The sequence below is a fragment of the Acutalibacter muris genome, assembly GCF_002201475.1.
Classification (GTDB): Bacteria; Bacillota; Clostridia; order Oscillospirales; family Acutalibacteraceae; genus Acutalibacter; species Acutalibacter muris.
In genome coordinates this window covers 1,385,030-1,401,542 of record NZ_CP021422.1, presented here as the reverse complement: position 1 = coordinate 1,401,542, position 16,513 = coordinate 1,385,030, and the positions used below count along the sequence as shown (strand labels likewise).

Here is a 16,513-nt window from a genome sequence, read left to right as displayed (position 1 = left end):
TTCCACAAGGATGCCTCGCATTACACCACCTGCGCCCGGCCCGGCGCGTACTTGATAAAGACCTCGAAAAGACAGCTCTCAATTTCCCGCTTGCGCTTGTCCTGCGCTTTGGGGGACAGGATGGGGGTCAGGTTTTCCAGCGTGATCGTCCTGCCCTGAAAAGAAGCCGTCTTGACCTCTTTGTGATAAGAAATTCTCGTTTCTGCCATCGGTGCCTCCTTTACAAATCAGTGAACAAGTGCATACAGTTTCCCGCTGTCCTGTGGGGAAACGTCAAAAGACGGTAGAAAAACCGCCGCCCTTTGACCTCCCCCCACCTCTGGCCAGGATGACCAGAAGCAGAGGGGGACTGTATTCCATTTCAATCTGCAAAGGCCAGGGGCCGCCCTGCCGGGCTAATTTGGGCTGTCGCAAGACAGAACGCCCCGGCTGGGGCGGCCCCCTTGATTGCATTGATACTGCGCCGTATTTGCCACGCATCCCCGGCGCGGGGAGTATTCCAGACCGCCGATGGCTCCGGCTGCATAGCCCCGCAATACCGATTGCCGCATACCGCAGGGACTCCCCCTCAAGTCTGTGGGAGGGCGTGAACAAGTTTCATTATCCCCCGCGCTGTCCTCGCGCCCGGCTTGCCACAGCCGGATCAAAGGCTTACGTTGATCGCTCGGCCAGCTTATCCACTCACCTCCTATAAGCTGTCCATCCTGGCGGCGCGCCTTTTGCCGCTATCACGCGGGTTTTGTATCTGGAATACTGTATATTCAGTTGTCAGCGGGGAGGAAAACCCTCCTCTCAACTATCAGGCGGAAAAGAGGGGGAAAGTCCTCTCCTCTAAATGGGATTTTCTAAAATATTTTTCAGGTTCAGCAAACCACGGTCAATGGAGCCGCTGATCCGGCTGATCCCCACGCCCTCGGCCCGCGCAAGGTCGGCCCTGCTGATACCGAGTATGTAGTGGGCGTAGACCCGCCGGGCCTGGACGGGCGGGAGCTGGCCGATGGCCGCATAGAGGGCGGCCCGGTTTTCCCTGTCCTCCAGCACCTGCTCCGGGGTCAGCGGCGAAAAGGTCACGTCCGCTTCAAAGCCGGGGGTGCTGTCCAGGGAACACTCATCATGTTCCCGCTTGCGACGCTTGTAGCTGTCGCACAGGCGGCCTCCGATGGAGAGGGTCACGGCGATCTCGTCAGAAACCTCCAGCATGACGCGCTCGGTCAGGTGGGGGTAGTAGTTATTCAGAATGATGGTTTTCATATTGCCTCCATTTCGATGTTGGGCGGTTGACGGGTCGGCAGATCGAAATGGAGGGGACGGCGGGGAGCGGCAACCGGGGGAGCCGCTCCGCAAAGCCTCTGGCCACGATGACCAGAAGCGACAGGAAACGACAACGCCCGCACAGCGTTGTACTGTGCGGGCGCGTGAAGTGACATAGTTTCTTGGCCTTTTTCGCCTTGCAGTAAATCAGAAGCCGGATGCCAGCCGCCCCCGCGATGCCTACCAGCCAGTCAAAGGAGTTCAGCCCTGGCGCGAAGTCGGCAAAGGCTGGGCCGAGGGCCGCCGTCATCCCCACCAGCTTGTGCGCCAAATCCGTCCCAGCCGCCAGACGGTAGGCCGTCCCCGCTTTCAGACAGGCCCACAGAACGAATAGATAGGGGATATTGGGTAAAATGTACTTGCGGATATTATCTTTCCTCACGCTCCGCCTCCTTTGTCCGCTCCTTTTGCCGGGGCTGATCGCGTACCAGCTCCTGGGCGCGTTTGAGCTGTTCCCGGAGGGGGATGTGCCGATCCCGGCCCCGGTTCATCATCCGGCGGGAGTATTCCGAAAAACAGCCCGTGATGGCGTCCGCCTGTTTCGCCTTGAACAACAGCAGGTATTTTCCCTTTTCCACCCGCTTGATGGCGTAGTCCACACCCCAGCGCCGGGCCACCCGGTCAAAGTCTTTCATCCGCCCCGGCAGGTCGATGGAGCTGGCCTCCCCGCCGTGGCGCAGTAACTGCTTTACCGTCTGCTTGCCCTGGGGCGCTTGGGCCTTGCGGATTTTCCTGGCCGCCTCCCCCAGCGCGTAGGCCAGACCCCGCGCCGTCAGCTTGCTGGCCCGGACGGAGATTGCGATGGTGCTACGGGAAATTTCTTCATCTATCATTCAAACGCCCCCTTTCCTGCGCCTCTGGCCAGGATGACCAGAAGCTACCTGTCCTCCCGGCTGACGGATAGCCGCTGTTTCCCCTCGTTCAGCGCGGAGCGGTCAATCACCTCCTGATAGGCCGCCATCTGCTCCCGGATATTGAGCTGGGGATAGGCAAACACCCGATGCTCCGGGGGTATGTCCTCTATGCCGTGGTAATGCTCCACAAAGGAGCCGTGGTTGCTCATGACATAGCCGCCGGGGGCAAAGTGGCCGCCCTCGTTGATCCGCACGTCCCGCCCGTATGCCTCGTAGTCGATGTAGTCAATCAAATGCTCCGGCACTTGGATAGCTTCAAATTCCTGAATATACAGACGGCCCAGGGCTTCCTCGCTGTCAACATCGGGGTAAAAATCGTAGTTGTCCAGATTTTGCGTCAGGTTGATTAAATCCTTGACGCTCCCCGTGTACTCCCCGCTGTCCATCACGGCCTCCAGCTTTGCCAGCGCGTCACCGTCCTTGCCGGACAGCAGGTGAGCCAGATGGTTCAGCTCGTCAATGCTCTCGTACTCGCCCAGGTGGTCATACAGGCCCAGGATGTCGCTTTCAAAGTCGGTAATGAAGATTTCCTCATACCGAACGCCATCCACCCCGATGCGCTTCAACAGGGCTTGCACGTCCTCGGTGGTGGTGGGGAAGTTCAGGGGCGCACCTACCAGACGGCCCTCGTTGTATTTCCCCAGGTTGGTTACATGGGCTTCAAGGATTTTGCCCTCCATATCAGCGCCGCCTGTGGCCCTGACCCTTGACGGTGAGGATGCCCTCTAACGTAGTGGCGGTGATCCCCAGCCGCTGGGCGGTGGCGATGTCGTTTTTCATTTCCTCGGTGACGGGGCCGCCGCACACCACCAGGACGCGGGAGCGCCGGAGCAGGTCGCGGCCCATGTCGATGCCGCTCTTATGCTCCTCCGGCACAGCGTCATTGAGGAACAGGGGCAGATACAGCGTGGGGCAGATGGGGGAAAAGCCAGCGTCATACACGGCCCGGCAATACTTGGCCGCCTGTTCCGTGATTTCGCAGGGATCGCCGCGCCATGCGGCGGTTACATAGGCGAGGGGTCGCTTCATATCAAAAATGCCTCCTTTTTATGTTCAGTCGGTGGGGGACGGTCAACCCTATCCCCCCGCCCTTTCCCATTCATGGGAAAGGGGGCGGCTCTGGAGGATATACCCCCGCCGCGCCGCAGGGGATAGCACAGCCGGGGCCGCCCGTCAAGGGCAAGCCGCCGCAAGCGGCGGGGCGTTCCGCCCCCTTGACAGCCGTCCCCGCCTGTGCTTTTACGACGGCGGCGACGGGGGATATACCCACCAGAGCCTGGTTTTCCCCTGCGGGGGGACGAGGGACGCGGGGACGAAAAAGCCTCTGGTCAGGATGGCCAGAGGTTACTTTTCCATATCCACTTTTTTCTCGCCCTTGCCCAACTCCGGGGGCTGTTTCTCTTTCCACCCGTCCAGCAGGGCCATGATCTGGTCTTTCATCTGACGGGGCGTGGCCTCCTTGCCGAAATACTTCTCCAGTTCAGCGCCGGAAATAATCACAGAAATATCCTCCTTTTTCTTTTCTTCGCTCAAAATCGCGTCTATGGCGTCCGGGTTCAGCTTGTTGTCCTTGTCCAGCTCCCGGAGCCGCTTGGCCTGCCCCTGGGACGGGGAGGACTGCTGGCCCTCAATGGAAACGGCAATATACTTCTGGTGCTTGGGCCGGATGCGGGAGATTTCCACGGCGGGGGTGAACGACAGCTTGCCAGCGTCCATGACCTCTTGCAGTTCGGGAACAAGGTCGTTCAGCCAGAGATACCGCTGGACGATTTTCACGCTCATGCCGTTGCGCTGGCCCACGCTTTGCAGGGAGAGCTTGCCCGCCTCGTCATCGTCACCCTGCGCCCCCTGGTACTTGATGGCCTCATACTGCTGTTGCAGGGCCGCCGCCTTTTCGCTGGGCAGGAGCTTTTCACGGTGGCGCAGGTTGTCATCCGTCATAGCGAGGACGGCCTGATCGTCCGTCAGTTCACGGATAATACAGGGCATATTCCCAAACCCGGCCAGCTCACTGGCCCGCTGGCGGCGGTGGCCCGCGATGATTTCATAGCCCCCGCCCTCCCGGGGACGCACCAGCGCGGGCTGGTTCACACCGCCGGAGCGGACGGACTCCACCAGCCCCTGCATTTCCGCATCGTCCCGCACACCAAAGGGATGATCCTTGAACGGGTGAAGGTCGGAGAGGTTCAGATAGACAACTTCCTCTTTCACGGCGCGGGTCGCGTCACGGGGCTGAGCGGGTTCAGGCGGAGGGGCCGGGGCCTCTTCCTTGGCGGGGGTCGGGGGAGCGCCCTTGCTGGGGGCGGCCCGCTTGCCCTTGCCGGGGGCTTTGGCGGTCTTGCCGGGCGCGGCCTTGGTAGCGCGGCCCTTGCCCGTTTTCTTTTCCCCAGCCTCCGGCGCGGCCCGGTCTGCCTTGGGAGGGCGGCCACGGCGGGCCTTCTTCTGCTCCGCTTCAATTTCCTCCAGGGGCCGCTCCCATTCCTGTTTGGTGTACTCGGTAACGGAGCCAGCAGCGCCCTGCTCCGGGGGAACCTCCCCAGGGATGGGGGACTCCGGCCCGGTCTTGCCAGACTCCGCCCGCACGTCCGACAGGTCGATCACCTTGCCGGAGGGGGCAGGGCCGCCGTCCATGCCGGGGATCACCGCCTGTTCCGTCTGCTCCGGCGCGGGAGGGCCGCCCGGCGCTTCCGGCGTGGCGTTGGTCTTGGTTTCGTCTGCCATGCTTGCAAATACCTCCTTGTCTCGATTTTGGCCGCATACCCTGGCGGCCAGTGTTCAGGGATTTTCCGCCGCATACAAAAACACCGCCTATTGTCCCGTTAGGCGGTGTTTTGTGTAAGGTTGGTAGCACTTTTTTGCTTCTTTTCCCTGTATGCCCTTGTCAAGTGACGTTTTCCTTTTTGCTGAGAAATCCATCTCCATATGTGCTCCTCTGCGAATTCTCCGTTTTTTACATCACGTTCTGCAAGAAATGTATCAAACGACCGTAAATGAGAACGACGGCTCTGTTCAGCCTTATTATGAGGATAGGTATCTAGAAATTCCTCCATCTCCTTGTTGAATACGCTTTGAAAAGATTTCATTTTCTAAATCCTTTCTCAACAAATTCCGCAAAATCCCCTTTAGGAGGTGCAGGGTTTAACGCATATCTGCGAAGGGTTTCAACATCTAATCGGGCATAGTGCTTTATGACATTAGGATCCATATGCCCAAGAATTTTCCGTACGGCCTCATAGGGATGTCCATCGTTTACCATTGAACTGGCCAAGGAAGCACGCAATGCACAAGGCCCATTTAATTTCGACTCCAGATTTTCTGATTGCAAATTTAATAATCGTGCTTATTTCTGCTCGGCTCAAGGGACGGTAGGGCGCAAATGCCGTTAGAAAAATGCAGTCAGAATTGTTCTCGGCTTTTCGCACTTGCGCAATGTAGTCTTCCAGTGCCAACTCCACAATCTCAAGCAATGGTAAGGAAAGAAACTCTGTAGTTTTCACTTGATTTATCATGATTCGCTTAGCTTGAAAGTCAATATTTTGAAAACGCAAATTTACTACATCTGAGGGCCTCAAGCCATAACGGCTTATGAGAACAAATGTTGCATAGTCTCGCTTTCCGTTTGAACGAGAACGGTCAATTGATTTTCGACGATTTCAATTTCTTCTGGACTATATACTGATGGGATTGGCCTTGGAAGAGTAATATGTGGAACCAGGATTGAGTAATCATGGGGCAACTTACCATGAGAATAGAGGTAAAATGGAAAAAGCTTTATTTACTTCTGTATTGAGACCACACCTATTGACATAACAGCTTTTTGAATAATATCTACAGTAAGATTGCTAAAAGAATTACAGCCAAAACTCACTAACCGTTTTATAAACACATCACAAGTCCGTCGTTTTTTTGTTATGGTTGTCTCCGCGTTACCTTTTGACTGGCATAAAATCAAGTAATCGTTCATTGCTATCTGAAATTCCTCTGGTAATGTGGAGATTGTTGTTTGTGGGGTTTGGTGATATACTTCGCTGCAATAACGATACAAATAGTGGATTGCTTTTGCCTTATCTTGAACCGTTCGCTTTGAGAGGTGTGGTTTTAGGCTATTTATGAAGTTGTAGCAACATTAGAGGTATACTCTAGAAGCCCTTGCTCATCCATATAGCGGTGAAGATGTCTTAGTGTCCATGTGTACTACTGTAGGGAGAATTTGGAATAATTCTCGCACTGTAGTCGCTCCAGACAGCCTTCAATTAATGCATCAAAATTTGGCATCTCCTTATCGGTAATAACTTCATCCATTATCTGCCTCCTTTTCTCTACTCAACGTAATCTAGGAATTGAAAAGATTATACTTCACTTTCTGCAAAAGAAACAGACTTTTTCTTGGGAGAAATTCCACGTATAATAAAGAATTGAATATTTCGTACATACTTAGTTATTCCAGTGTATTTATTGACCCATCCCCTCTTAATATGGAACGCTCCAGCATAATCTCAAATAACAGACTGGCTAGAATAAGCATAATACGATTTTAAGTCTATGGCAAGGTACTGACGCACCATCATCCCCCCTCTTGATCGAACGTATTTTCTGACACGATTCATTCTAGCAGAACGCACGTTCTTTTTCAAGGGGTAATTTCTGGAAATTTGCAGACCGATGCGAAGCGTACTCCTTCCCAAGTGGGACCAGTTGATTGCGGCAGAACTGTACCGGCTTTGAATAGTGGCGGTGCATCGTATAAATCTGTACTTGATATTTCTCGTATTCGTGGTAGAACAATAACACATTTTTAGTCTGTATGGTATTCAAATTTGCCCAAACACATGAAGGGTAGTTTCAATAGCGATTAACTTCGACGCCCTGATGACTTGGCGGGAATTCAAGGTTTTGGGAAGGGAAGAACAGCACGATTATCTGCAGTACCTGGTTGATGCCTACGGAGCCAACGCGGTGTCTTTTGCGAAAATGTTCCAGAATAACGCAAACACTGTGCGCCGGTATATTGCGGACAATGATATCGGCATCACGCTGAACCGCGGGAACCGGGTGGATCATGCCCGCTGGAACCAGTTCCTAGGCATACAAGAAACCGGGGAAGGCTCTGCCGCGGAGTCCGTATCCCCGGAAGTTTCCTCCGGAATGCGGGTTTCATCTGCCACCATACGGTTTTGCGGGACGATCGATGTGGACACGATTGCCGCAGAACTCAGGCGGCTCTTTGATGGAACTGCCCAGGGAGAAGTTGAAATTTTCTGCACAATAAGCGGCGAATAGACGAAATCCGTCCCCGGAACAAAAGAAGTGAGCGGTGCGGTGCGCTCACTTCTTTCGCTTTTAATCTCGCTCAAAATATTCCAGCAACCTCCACCCGGTCCGGCAGATAATCCTCGCCGCTGACCTTGCAGTAGTGTCCATGGGGACGGCTCTTGTGCTTCTTCCGCATTGTTATGCCTCTTTCGTATTGCCTTTTCTTCTACACCAGTTCTTCACAGCTTTCAACAGTTTTTTCAACAGTCAGGTTTTAGTCATGCAGAAAAAAGAAAAAGGCTGGCCCACGAACTTACATTGCCGATCCTTCCTTGTTAAAAACTTACCTCTAAGATATCCCAGGCTTTCTCTTTTTTTCTTTCTGTCTTACAGTAACCTGGTAGGTTAACATTCCCCTGTCACCATGACGCCCTCCCGGTGTCACCAAAGGCCGAGACTGCTCCCTTGTGAGTATCTTTTCTTTCAAAATCACCATCCCGGCTCGGCGTTCGTCAGGGTGTAGAGGTTGGACGAATCCGTGCCATTGGGCCGCTGGCGGCCTGTGACATAGAGGAAACCTCCTTGGATAGCGGGTAGTGCCGAAGCACTGGCAGACAGTGATACGGTCGCCCTCTTGCAGGGCGGTGTTGGATATGGTCACGCTGGCGTTTGTATATTCATTGTCTACGCTGAACAGCACCCGGGTCACCTCCACCTCCACCGGCGCGCCGTCCTCCCCCACGGGCTCAAGGGGGGTGAACTCAACCACATGAAATGTGCTGTCATAACCATAACTCGAAAACTTAGGCTCGTTGAAAACGTAGTAAGGGCGAAACTCCGGCTTCACCACATATTCTGCCCCGGGAAAATCCAGATTCTCCGGGAAGATATACTCTCCATAGTCGGTGGTGGTCACAAAGTCGGTGCCCATGCAGGGGTTCGGAATGGGCTCGCTTTCGGTATTTACCGGCAGCTGCTCAATATAGCCAAAAGTGGAGTAGGTTGCCGCCAGAATCTCTATCTGCTCCTTATTCTCCGCAGTAAGCATGGCCCCGGTTACCACCATGGCGGTACTGGCCGCCATCAGCAGGAAGAATAACAGGGCCTTCCCCGGCTGTCTTATAAGCTGTTTCATACTATAGCCAAACATTTTAGCCCCCCTATTCTACCGCCGTCAGCAGTGTAAAAGCGTCAAAGCGCAGTATCAGCATAAGGGCCGCCGCATTCCCCACACAGGCGCAGAGCATGAACTCCAGGCATATCATAACGGCCCCCTCAAGGGACATCCCCGGCAGGAGCGTCATGGCCGGGAACACCAGCGCACAGCCTATAATTTCCGCTATAAATGCCGCCAAAAAGCACCCCATAGCACAGAGGAACCTTGGCCTCCCCAGAGAGACGGATATTGCCATAACCCGGCGGGAGCCCCGCATGATAAGGAAGATAGCAAGGACTATCATACCTATCACCAAGGCAAAAAAGGGTATCTGAAAGCGTCTGAAAAGCACCACGGTCTGGCCCAGGGGCTCGGCGGCGGTGATGTATTGCTCGTCCTGCACCGTTATCGCCGCGCCGGTAAAGTCCATATAGGCCTCGGGGTTGGGCTCCAGAAAGCCCAGGTCCTTTATGCTCTCCTTAAAAACGCTTAGCTGCCTGGGGTCCTTGAGGAAACCCGACATATCGTTATAGTTCACGTCAATGCCCCGGGACTCCATCACCCCTGTCACCCACCGGGCCGGGAAGAAGAACTCGGTTGGGTTCTCTCGAGAGTCATAGGTCCCCACCACCTTAACGGTCTGTTCCCCCAAGGGGCTGTATATGATGTTCTGATGCACATCATAGGTCAGTGAGTATAGGGGCAGGGATATCTCGTCCCCCACCTCTATGCCGTTGCGCCGTGCCACCTCCAACATTATCACGCAGACCGCCTCATCGGTCTCAAATACAGTCTTGTCATAGCCGCCAATAAATGCAACTTCACTTTCGGTCGCAGTGACATAACTAAAGCTGCTTACGGCAAAAAAACCGCAGTCGCCCCCGCCGTATGGGACCAGGCCCTCCTTGCCCCTGTTCTCCTCTTTGGCGAAGGGGCTGTTGGCCGGAGCCTCCTCGCTGAGTTCACCCACAACACGGATACCGGTTCCGGCATCTCTTAAGTATGGGCTTGAAAAGAATTTTTCTTTGCGGTTCTCGTTGATGTTCAGCCCCCAATTTCTATCTCCGCCTGGGTTCGTCACCCAAACCGCCACGGGTATATCCGTCGCCAGCCGCTCAATGGCCTCTTCGTTGGCAGTGATATTGGCCATATAAAAAGGCCATGCACCCGACAATCATAGCTGAGGCAAGCACAAGTATCAGGCAGCGGCCCTTATTTCGCAAAAGCTGCCATAAGGTCTCCTGTATTGTCAGCATATTTAGACCTCCCTCTCTATTCTGCCGTCCCGCATACGGTAGATAACGTCGGCTTCCCGGGCTATTTCCCTGTCGTGGGTGATGACGATAATGCAGCGGTTGGCCTCCCCTGCAAGGTATTTTAGCAGGGCGATGATGTTCCTGCCGTTTTCACTGTCCAGGTTGCCGGTGGGCTCGTCTGCCAAGAGCACCTTTGCTTCGCTGGCAAGGGCCCGGGCTATAGCTACACGCTGTTGCTGGCCGCCGGAGAGCATGGCCGGGCTCTTCCTGGGGTCCACATCCTCTAGGCCCACGGCAGCCAAGAGCTCCTGGGCTCGGGGTATGGCTTCCCGCATGGGCACTCGAACCTCCCGCATGGGGTAGGCTACATTCTCAAGGACTGTAAGGTGGGGGAACAGATTAAAGGCCTGCTGGATGACGGAGACGTTCTCCCGCCTATGGCGCTCGCTGCCAATCTCCCGGACAGCTTTGCCCTCGGAGACCACCCGGCCCTCGTCGGGATCCCCTAGCCACGCCAGCATGGACAGCAGCGTTGTCTTGCCGCTGCCGAACTGGCCCACAATGGCATAGAACTTACCAAGCTCGAACTCACAGCTTACATCATCAGGGCACGGACCTTCTGGTACTTGCTCTAATAAGTAAAGGACAGATTTTCGGCACTTAAAATGCTCATTGTAGACCCTCCTGCTCAAAATGGAATGATACTTTTTAATTGCACTGTTTTTCAGGCGGCAAAATCGAGTTTTTTCTTTACCTCCCGCTTTTCCAGTATACCACACCTTTGTCAGATCGTCAATAAATAGAATAAATTTTTTCCACTATTTCTCCCTTGACTTTTTCGCAAATATAGAATATAGTATTACTATATCTTCCCAAAGGAGGGTTTCTCATGTCAAAGCAGCCGAATTCGCCGGTAACTGCGTCAGAGATGGCGTTTCTGCAAATTTTATGGAGTGCCTCCAGGCCGCTGAACAAGCAGGAGATACTTGAAAAAGCCAACGCCGAAGAGCCACTGTTCGCAAAAAACTCCTTCCACTTGCTGGCAAACGAGCTGATCGCCAAAGGCTACCTGATCCCCATAGACAACGGCGGCATAGGGCGAAAAAACGCCCGGCGGTATGCCCCGACGGTTTCCTGTAATGAATTTCTGGCCATGCAAATTTTCTCCGCTAAAACCTATAAGCCCTCAGACATACCGGAAATACTTACCGCACTTTTGAATCTATCTTCTTCCGTTGATTTAGAACCTATTTTGGCAAAAATGGAAGTGATGATATCAAAGCAAAGACTAGGTTTTGAAAAGGAAGACTCAGCTCTATAGAGAGATAAAGGACATATATTATTCAGCAGAATAATAGCAGGACAAAAGTTTGTTTTGTTTATATGCTACGTATATAAAGTGCAACAATATTTTTTATTCAATCTGTATTTAGCAAAAAGGCAATTAAAAATGTCTGGCATACATATTCGATTTTAAAAGAATTAGTTATAATTCTTATTTTTCAGCACCCAGCTTTCAATATCATGCTTTGATTTCTGGTCATGTTGTATCATTCTTCCATTCTCCAGCTTGTATATCCGATCCATCCCATTCAGATTTTCATAACGATGAGTAATCATGATAACTGACTTTCCTACCATCTGGTTTACAATCATATCGTGTAAATAGGCCTCCGATTCCACATCAAATCCCGAAGCTGCTTCATCTAAAATAACTATTGGAGCATCCTTTAGTAGAGCCCTAGCTACGGCTAACTTTTGTTTCTCCCCTCCTGAGAGGCGTGCGCCGTTGTGCCCTATTTGAGCGTTTAATCCCTCCGGTATACGCTGTATATATCCGGCTACGCCACTGGCCTGCATAGCGTCCCTTACCTTTTCGGGTGGTGCCTGCCCGGTCAGGTCAATATTCCCCGCTATATTATCTAGAAATAAATAAGGCTCCTGGCTCACCACTGAGAAAAGCAGCCTGTACTCTGTCAATGGAAACTGAGAAACCGATAATCCGTCTGCGGTAAGTTCACCTTTATCCGGTATATAAAACCGTAACAATAGGTTCAAGATGGTGGACTTCCCACTGCCGTTTGCCCCAATAATTGCGACTTTTTCTCCTGGCTCCACATGGAAATTAACACCTTGCAGAATAGGCTTATTTTTTTGGTAAGCAAATGTAACGTTCTTAAATTCCAGACGAGGTGGGCATCCTGTTATGTGAGCTGTCCCTTCGTCTGTTTCTAAATCCATATCCAGGAACTTGAACAGCCGCTTAGCCGACGGCATAATACGGGCAAAAAGCATTTTTAGATTCAACAATGCAGAAACCGGCCCTGTCACATACCATGAATAGGACACGAACGCGAACACAGCTCCGATGGTCAACTCGCTGCGGCATATAAGTATACCACCTATAAGATAAAGCATGATTGTAACGCTCCATTCTAGTAACGCTTCCCATAGGCTGTTCCATGCATCAATCATCGAATTGTCTTTTTGCAATTTTAACAGAACTCTTTGTTTCAGCCTAAAATCTTCTTCCCGCTTTGCAAATAAATTCCACAGCTTAACTTCTTCAATGCCCTCTAGATTGTCTCCGAACCAGCGGGAAAAGTCCCGATTGCTTTCAATCACCTCATTCATCATTTTTTCCTGTCTGGATGAAAATCCCCGAACCAGAAACGCCTTTAACGGTACCATAGCCAGCACAATAAAGGTCAATTTCCAGCTGATAATAAGAAGCCCTGCAAGCCCACTTATTATACGGAATATATAGAAGAAACTCATCACCGTATAGCGGTCTGTAACGGAAGCTACCTGGGAAACATCCATCTGTATGCTGTTAAGGACCTCAGCGTTGTTCTTATCTTCAAAATAAGACTTTTTCAGTCTTAATAGTTTCTTAAATGCTTGTTGAAAAATTGTATAGTAAGATTTGATATGAATTGTTACAAAAAGTCGAGTTTGAGCCATTTCTACAATTTGTCCTAGTATCACCAATATTGCCAATATCAGCACTGACCCAACTAATACCGAAAAATTATTGCCCAGCATTCCCTCATCAGTAATTTTCTGAATCACAAGAGGCTGTAAGAAACCAATAATTGTTGAAAAAGTAAGATAGAGCCCCGCAATAGCGAGCTTCCATTTGAATGGGGCTAAATAGGACAGGGTACGGTTTAGTATAGAGCGGTTTTTCATTTTCAATAGGCCTCCTCGGGAAACTTCTGCAAAATCATATCACAAAGTTCGGACTGATGCTTATTCCACCATTTAGGAATACACCAATCAACCATTTCTTCGCTAAATAGCTTTTCTTTTGCAAAAAGTAAAAAGAGGTTTTCGGATGTGGTACTTTGATAGTAATCAATACTCTCGGCAATATGAGAGGAATTCAGACGATACCTCCCCTGCAGAAAATCACTGACTGCAAAAAAATCGCTTATAACACCACATGTATACCCTCTAGCCTCAAAGTGTTTTTGCAGTGCAATGATTTTATTTATCTGCTCATTGTCAGTATTGTCTACCGGCAAAAAGACAGTTGGACATTTATCATCTTCCGCTTTTCTCATTGCATACGGCACTTGAAAACCTCCCTTGTCGATAGTTCCTCTCTTAGCTAGCCATTCAAGTGCTATTTCTTTTGTTAAGGGTTTTCCGATTTTTAATTCTGCGGCAACAAGTTCTGCACATACTCTTGGTGCAACCGCGCTATTTGACTCTTGAGTCCTTATTCCGTATTTTTCTTCTATAAGTTTCATTACCGAAGTTTCTGGGAGTCTTGCATCTATGTCAACGCCATCTGAAGGTGCAGATGATATCTTATATACACTCTTTATCTTATCTCTGGCATACCTTACCCCCAAAACTTCCGGCATAGAAGCCGGATAGGTTATAGTGAAATCATTTGCTGTAGCTGCAACATATAGTGATTGGTTGTTAATATTATTTGCCAATTCGATGCCCAAACTCCTTTGGAATACGCCGATACTTATAGATACAATATCTACATGATGTTCCATGCAATACTTTATTGCCTGTAGCATCTTAGAGTATGATCGAAGTTCTCTGTCCGTCGAGACCGATAAATGGATTAGGTGCACACAGTCCAGCAATTTGTATTCTTGTAATGCTTCAACCAATAGCGACATACAAATTGTACCGTGGCTAATCTTTGGGAAAGCCGGGTCTGTTTTTTCGCCGCCAATATATTCAATACTTACTGTCTCATTTACAATTTTGCTCAACAAATTCCCATCCAACCACTCATCAATTACACATACTTTCATTGCTCACTCCCTTCCGCCCAGCAGAATTATAGGCTCTATCTTCAGGTTTCTGTTTACTATAAAAACTGTCAGCAACAAGACAGTCAAAACGATGCACAATGGAACAAGAAAATAAGACAACATCTGAAAATATATGTCCACTTCCTCAAACCCTATATCCGTCACAGAGCTCTCACTTTCTGCCCATAGGCTATATTCACGGCTGAAGGATACCGTTTCGATATTGTCCTCTGAGTGTCCGCCCTCCTGTACGGGTACGGCCTCAATATTCATCATGCCCCAGCTTATCCAGCCCCCTAAGAGCACCGCCGGAACGGCCAATGCCATAAGCCCGGATAGTATCGAGGCTCTGCACTGATTTTTTGTCATTCCTAAACTGCGTTCGATGGCAGTCCGCTTCTTTTCCTTTACCACAAAGAAGTACAATAGGAGGAGTATCACCACCAGCCCTGCCAGGATACTTGCCCCCAGAAGAAGGGCTGTACTTAGCCGCGCATTGTATAGGCTTGCCATGACCTCCTCATAGCCATTGTCGTTATACACGATTTTTAGTTTCGAGGCCTCCGGGACGGCCTTATGCAGGGCTGTGTTGAACTCGCTGATCTTGCCGTTAGGTATCTGAAAAGATGTACTCCAACTATTCATGGGGGCATAATATACGATATTGTTTTCATCTGAAACGGTGACCGACTTACTTGGGATTATGACAGCTTCCCCATATAATTCTCCCGCTCCGGGGGTCAGCTGCCGGTATATGCCTACGACCTCATACTCCTTTTGCCAGAACGGCCCATAAGCTTCACCTTCCGCGTTTAATGGGCTAAAGTCATAGGCGAACGGGAACTCAAATGTATAAAAGCGGTCTGGCTGGAATCCATAAAAAGCCATATACATTGGAAGGTTTATTGTATCCCCCACTTTTATCCCGTTCAATGCAATCTTATCGGAGATCATACATACATTGCTGCCCTTCTTAAACTCCTCAGCCGTAATTTCACGCCCACGATCCATGTAGGCGTTTTTCGAGTGGAATGTGGGAAGGAGCTGCACTCCGTTAGTGGGTATCACCGGGAGCCAATTACGGTCCCACAATTTGAGTTGCTCTATCCATTCCGTCCATATCATCCCAAGGCCTCCCGGTCCCCAGAAATCTTCTGTAACCTCGTCAAAACGGCGGCATTGGGAAGGCATCACTGTGCTTTCGATCTTTTGCCCCAGTTCCCCCTCGCGTTGAGTCGTGAACGGCGCCCCGCTCACCGAGTATACAGGGATACCGCTCTCCTGGCTGACGCTGTCGTCATATTGGAAATTGGCAATATAGGTTTTCCCTTTTTCATAGGAGGTTGGGGTTTTGATGTAGTCTTGCAGGAAGTACGCCACGTCCCCGGCCTCCAGGTCCTTTTCCTGGGAGCCAAAGCCGATCCAATTTGCTTTGGTATGGTCATACTTATCGTAATAAGACTTTACTATCTGCATTTTAACCGGCTCGGTATACCCGCCGCTTTCCACTGGGGTAAACTCCGCAATATGAACGCTTGCCGACTCAATGTGGGAATGGAGCCCTGAATTGTTGACGCCAGGCACCCTCGCAAGATAATAGGGCCTCGTCTCAGGAGGATTTACATACTCCGCGCCCTCGAAATCAAGCATATCCGCATGTAAAAACGCGTCGCCGGGCCGGAGCTCCTGCTCCACCGTGGCGATGGTAGAAAACTGGCCCTCCACAGTGTCGATGCGCTGGTTGGTTTGCAGCATACTCACCGTAGAAAAGGACAACAGCACAGTCACTATAATTATAAGTAAAAAGAAGATCAACGCCTTCCCCGGCTTTCGGATAATCTGCTTTATGCTGGTCATCATCTATCCCTCCAAAAGGATGTACACAAAGCAGGTCCATGTTGAATGGACCTGCTATTCCATGCAGTGAGCAAGTTATTTGTTTTATGGACATATAATTGCTTTGTCCATATACGGAGATTAGTGCATTTAGCTCAGACCGTTCTGCTTCCGATACGGTCCATCGTAGCCGCGGTTGTAAGCAGCCTGTGCCCCATCTCTGTTGCCAATCATGTTGGATGAACCCGTGCAACCGCACCCCCTGCAAGAACATCCCGTGCAGGTAACGATAAATGCGCTAACGGATTGCGCACCATTGGTCTGGTCTTTCCTAATTCGTTTCATTGTTTGAAATCCTCCAATTTCTTATTTCTGTTCTTAAGTACAGTTTGTATCTGCTCACTGTAAAGGAATCAAGTTAAACTATCGTAGACATTTTTTGTATATCAGATCGCTGATACTTTGAATAGTACGAAATCCGCCTTTTCGCAGTTCTTCAATAGT

At 50.7% G+C, this 16,513-nt stretch carries 17 protein-coding genes and 1 pseudogene; 2 read left to right on the top strand and 16 right to left on the bottom strand.

The genetic code is table 11. The features are described from left to right. Window positions 1-20: 20 nt before the first annotated feature. From ADH66_RS07140 to ADH66_RS21665, 10 genes and pseudogenes are all read right to left on the bottom strand, one after another. Window positions 21-209: a hypothetical protein gene (locus ADH66_RS07140; protein WP_066533990.1), complete on the bottom strand. Its 189-nt coding sequence runs from the start codon at window positions 207-209 to the stop codon at window positions 21-23. A gap of 622 nt (window positions 210-831) precedes the next feature. Next, complete coding sequence (locus ADH66_RS07135; RefSeq protein WP_066533993.1) at window positions 832-1,251, bottom strand: RNA polymerase sigma factor; 420 nt, start codon at window positions 1,249-1,251, stop codon at window positions 832-834. Window positions 1,252-1,429: 178 nt separating this feature from the next. Further along, window positions 1,430-1,693, bottom strand: a pseudogene (locus tag ADH66_RS07130) (VirD4-like conjugal transfer protein, CD1115 family); the annotation flags it as partial. After that, window positions 1,680-2,144: a PcfB family protein gene (locus ADH66_RS07125; protein WP_084384183.1), complete on the bottom strand. Its 465-nt coding sequence runs from the start codon at window positions 2,142-2,144 to the stop codon at window positions 1,680-1,682. The pseudogene ADH66_RS07130 and the gene ADH66_RS07125, both read right to left, overlap by 14 nt. Before the next feature lie 44 nt (window positions 2,145-2,188). After that, entirely contained in the window at window positions 2,189-2,905 is a 717-nt protein-coding gene (locus tag ADH66_RS07120) for an antirestriction protein ArdA (protein WP_066533996.1), read from the bottom strand. A 1-nt stretch (window position 2,906) separates the two neighbouring features. Further along, window positions 2,907-3,254 (bottom strand): DUF7768 domain-containing protein, encoded by a 348-nt coding sequence (locus tag ADH66_RS07115; protein ID WP_033118599.1) that lies wholly within the window; start codon window positions 3,252-3,254, stop codon window positions 2,907-2,909. A gap of 315 nt (window positions 3,255-3,569) precedes the next feature. After that, a complete protein-coding gene (locus ADH66_RS07110; protein ID WP_066533997.1) occupies window positions 3,570-4,946 on the bottom strand; it encodes a ParB/RepB/Spo0J family partition protein in 1,377 nt (458 codons plus the stop codon). A 98-nt stretch (window positions 4,947-5,044) separates the two neighbouring features. Continuing rightward, window positions 5,045-5,275 carry a hypothetical protein gene (locus ADH66_RS20600; RefSeq protein WP_207653048.1) on the bottom strand — a complete coding sequence of 77 codons (231 nt, stop codon included), beginning with the start codon at window positions 5,273-5,275 and terminating at the stop codon, window positions 5,045-5,047. 29 nt (window positions 5,276-5,304) lie between these two features. After that, the gene (locus ADH66_RS20595) at window positions 5,305-5,505 is read right to left on the bottom strand and encodes a site-specific integrase (RefSeq protein ID WP_330397735.1); all 201 of its coding nucleotides are present in this window, start codon (window positions 5,503-5,505) and stop codon (window positions 5,305-5,307) included. Next, window positions 5,456-5,863 carry a tyrosine-type recombinase/integrase gene (locus ADH66_RS21665; RefSeq protein WP_084384185.1) on the bottom strand — a complete coding sequence of 136 codons (408 nt, stop codon included), beginning with the start codon at window positions 5,861-5,863 and terminating at the stop codon, window positions 5,456-5,458. The genes ADH66_RS20595 and ADH66_RS21665 overlap by 50 nt, the downstream gene beginning before the upstream one ends. Window positions 5,864-7,094: 1,231 nt before the next feature. Here ADH66_RS21665 and ADH66_RS07090 point away from each other — a divergent pair. Beyond that, window positions 7,095-7,505 carry a hypothetical protein gene (locus ADH66_RS07090; protein ID WP_066534003.1) on the top strand — a complete coding sequence of 137 codons (411 nt, stop codon included), beginning with the start codon at window positions 7,095-7,097 and terminating at the stop codon, window positions 7,503-7,505. A gap of 322 nt (window positions 7,506-7,827) precedes the next feature. Here the strand turns inward: ADH66_RS07090 and ADH66_RS07085 are convergent, their stop codons facing one another. The 3 genes from ADH66_RS07085 to ADH66_RS07075 all read right to left on the bottom strand — a co-directional run bounded on the left by ADH66_RS07085 (window position 7,828) and on the right by ADH66_RS07075 (window position 10,582). After that, the gene (locus ADH66_RS07085; protein ID WP_066534005.1) at window positions 7,828-8,628 is read right to left on the bottom strand and encodes a hypothetical protein; all 801 of its coding nucleotides are present in this window, start codon (window positions 8,626-8,628) and stop codon (window positions 7,828-7,830) included. Between the two features lie 10 nt (window positions 8,629-8,638). Further along, a complete protein-coding gene (locus tag ADH66_RS07080; RefSeq protein ID WP_066534007.1) occupies window positions 8,639-9,784 on the bottom strand; it encodes a hypothetical protein in 1,146 nt (381 codons plus the stop codon). Between the two features lie 108 nt (window positions 9,785-9,892). Next, window positions 9,893-10,582: an ABC transporter ATP-binding protein gene (locus ADH66_RS07075; protein WP_236757211.1), complete on the bottom strand. Its 690-nt coding sequence runs from the start codon at window positions 10,580-10,582 to the stop codon at window positions 9,893-9,895. 197 nt (window positions 10,583-10,779) lie between these two features. Here ADH66_RS07075 and ADH66_RS07070 point away from each other — a divergent pair, with 197 nt between their 5' ends. Then, entirely contained in the window at window positions 10,780-11,211 is a 432-nt protein-coding gene (locus ADH66_RS07070) for a hypothetical protein (RefSeq protein ID WP_066534009.1), read from the top strand. A gap of 161 nt (window positions 11,212-11,372) precedes the next feature. Here the strand turns inward: ADH66_RS07070 and ADH66_RS07065 are convergent, their stop codons facing one another. Genes ADH66_RS07065 through ADH66_RS07055 form a run of 3 tightly spaced genes read right to left on the bottom strand, consistent with a single transcriptional unit; the run spans window position 11,373 to window position 16,033 of the window. Then, the gene (locus ADH66_RS07065) at window positions 11,373-13,082 is read right to left on the bottom strand and encodes an ABC transporter ATP-binding protein (protein WP_066534010.1); all 1,710 of its coding nucleotides are present in this window, start codon (window positions 13,080-13,082) and stop codon (window positions 11,373-11,375) included. A gap of 2 nt (window positions 13,083-13,084) precedes the next feature. Beyond that, a complete protein-coding gene (locus ADH66_RS07060; RefSeq protein ID WP_066534011.1) occupies window positions 13,085-14,173 on the bottom strand; it encodes a S8 family serine peptidase in 1,089 nt (362 codons plus the stop codon). A 3-nt stretch (window positions 14,174-14,176) separates the two neighbouring features. After that, window positions 14,177-16,033: an ABC transporter permease gene (locus ADH66_RS07055; RefSeq protein WP_084384186.1), complete on the bottom strand. Its 1,857-nt coding sequence runs from the start codon at window positions 16,031-16,033 to the stop codon at window positions 14,177-14,179. Window positions 16,034-16,513: the final 480 nt, after the last annotated feature.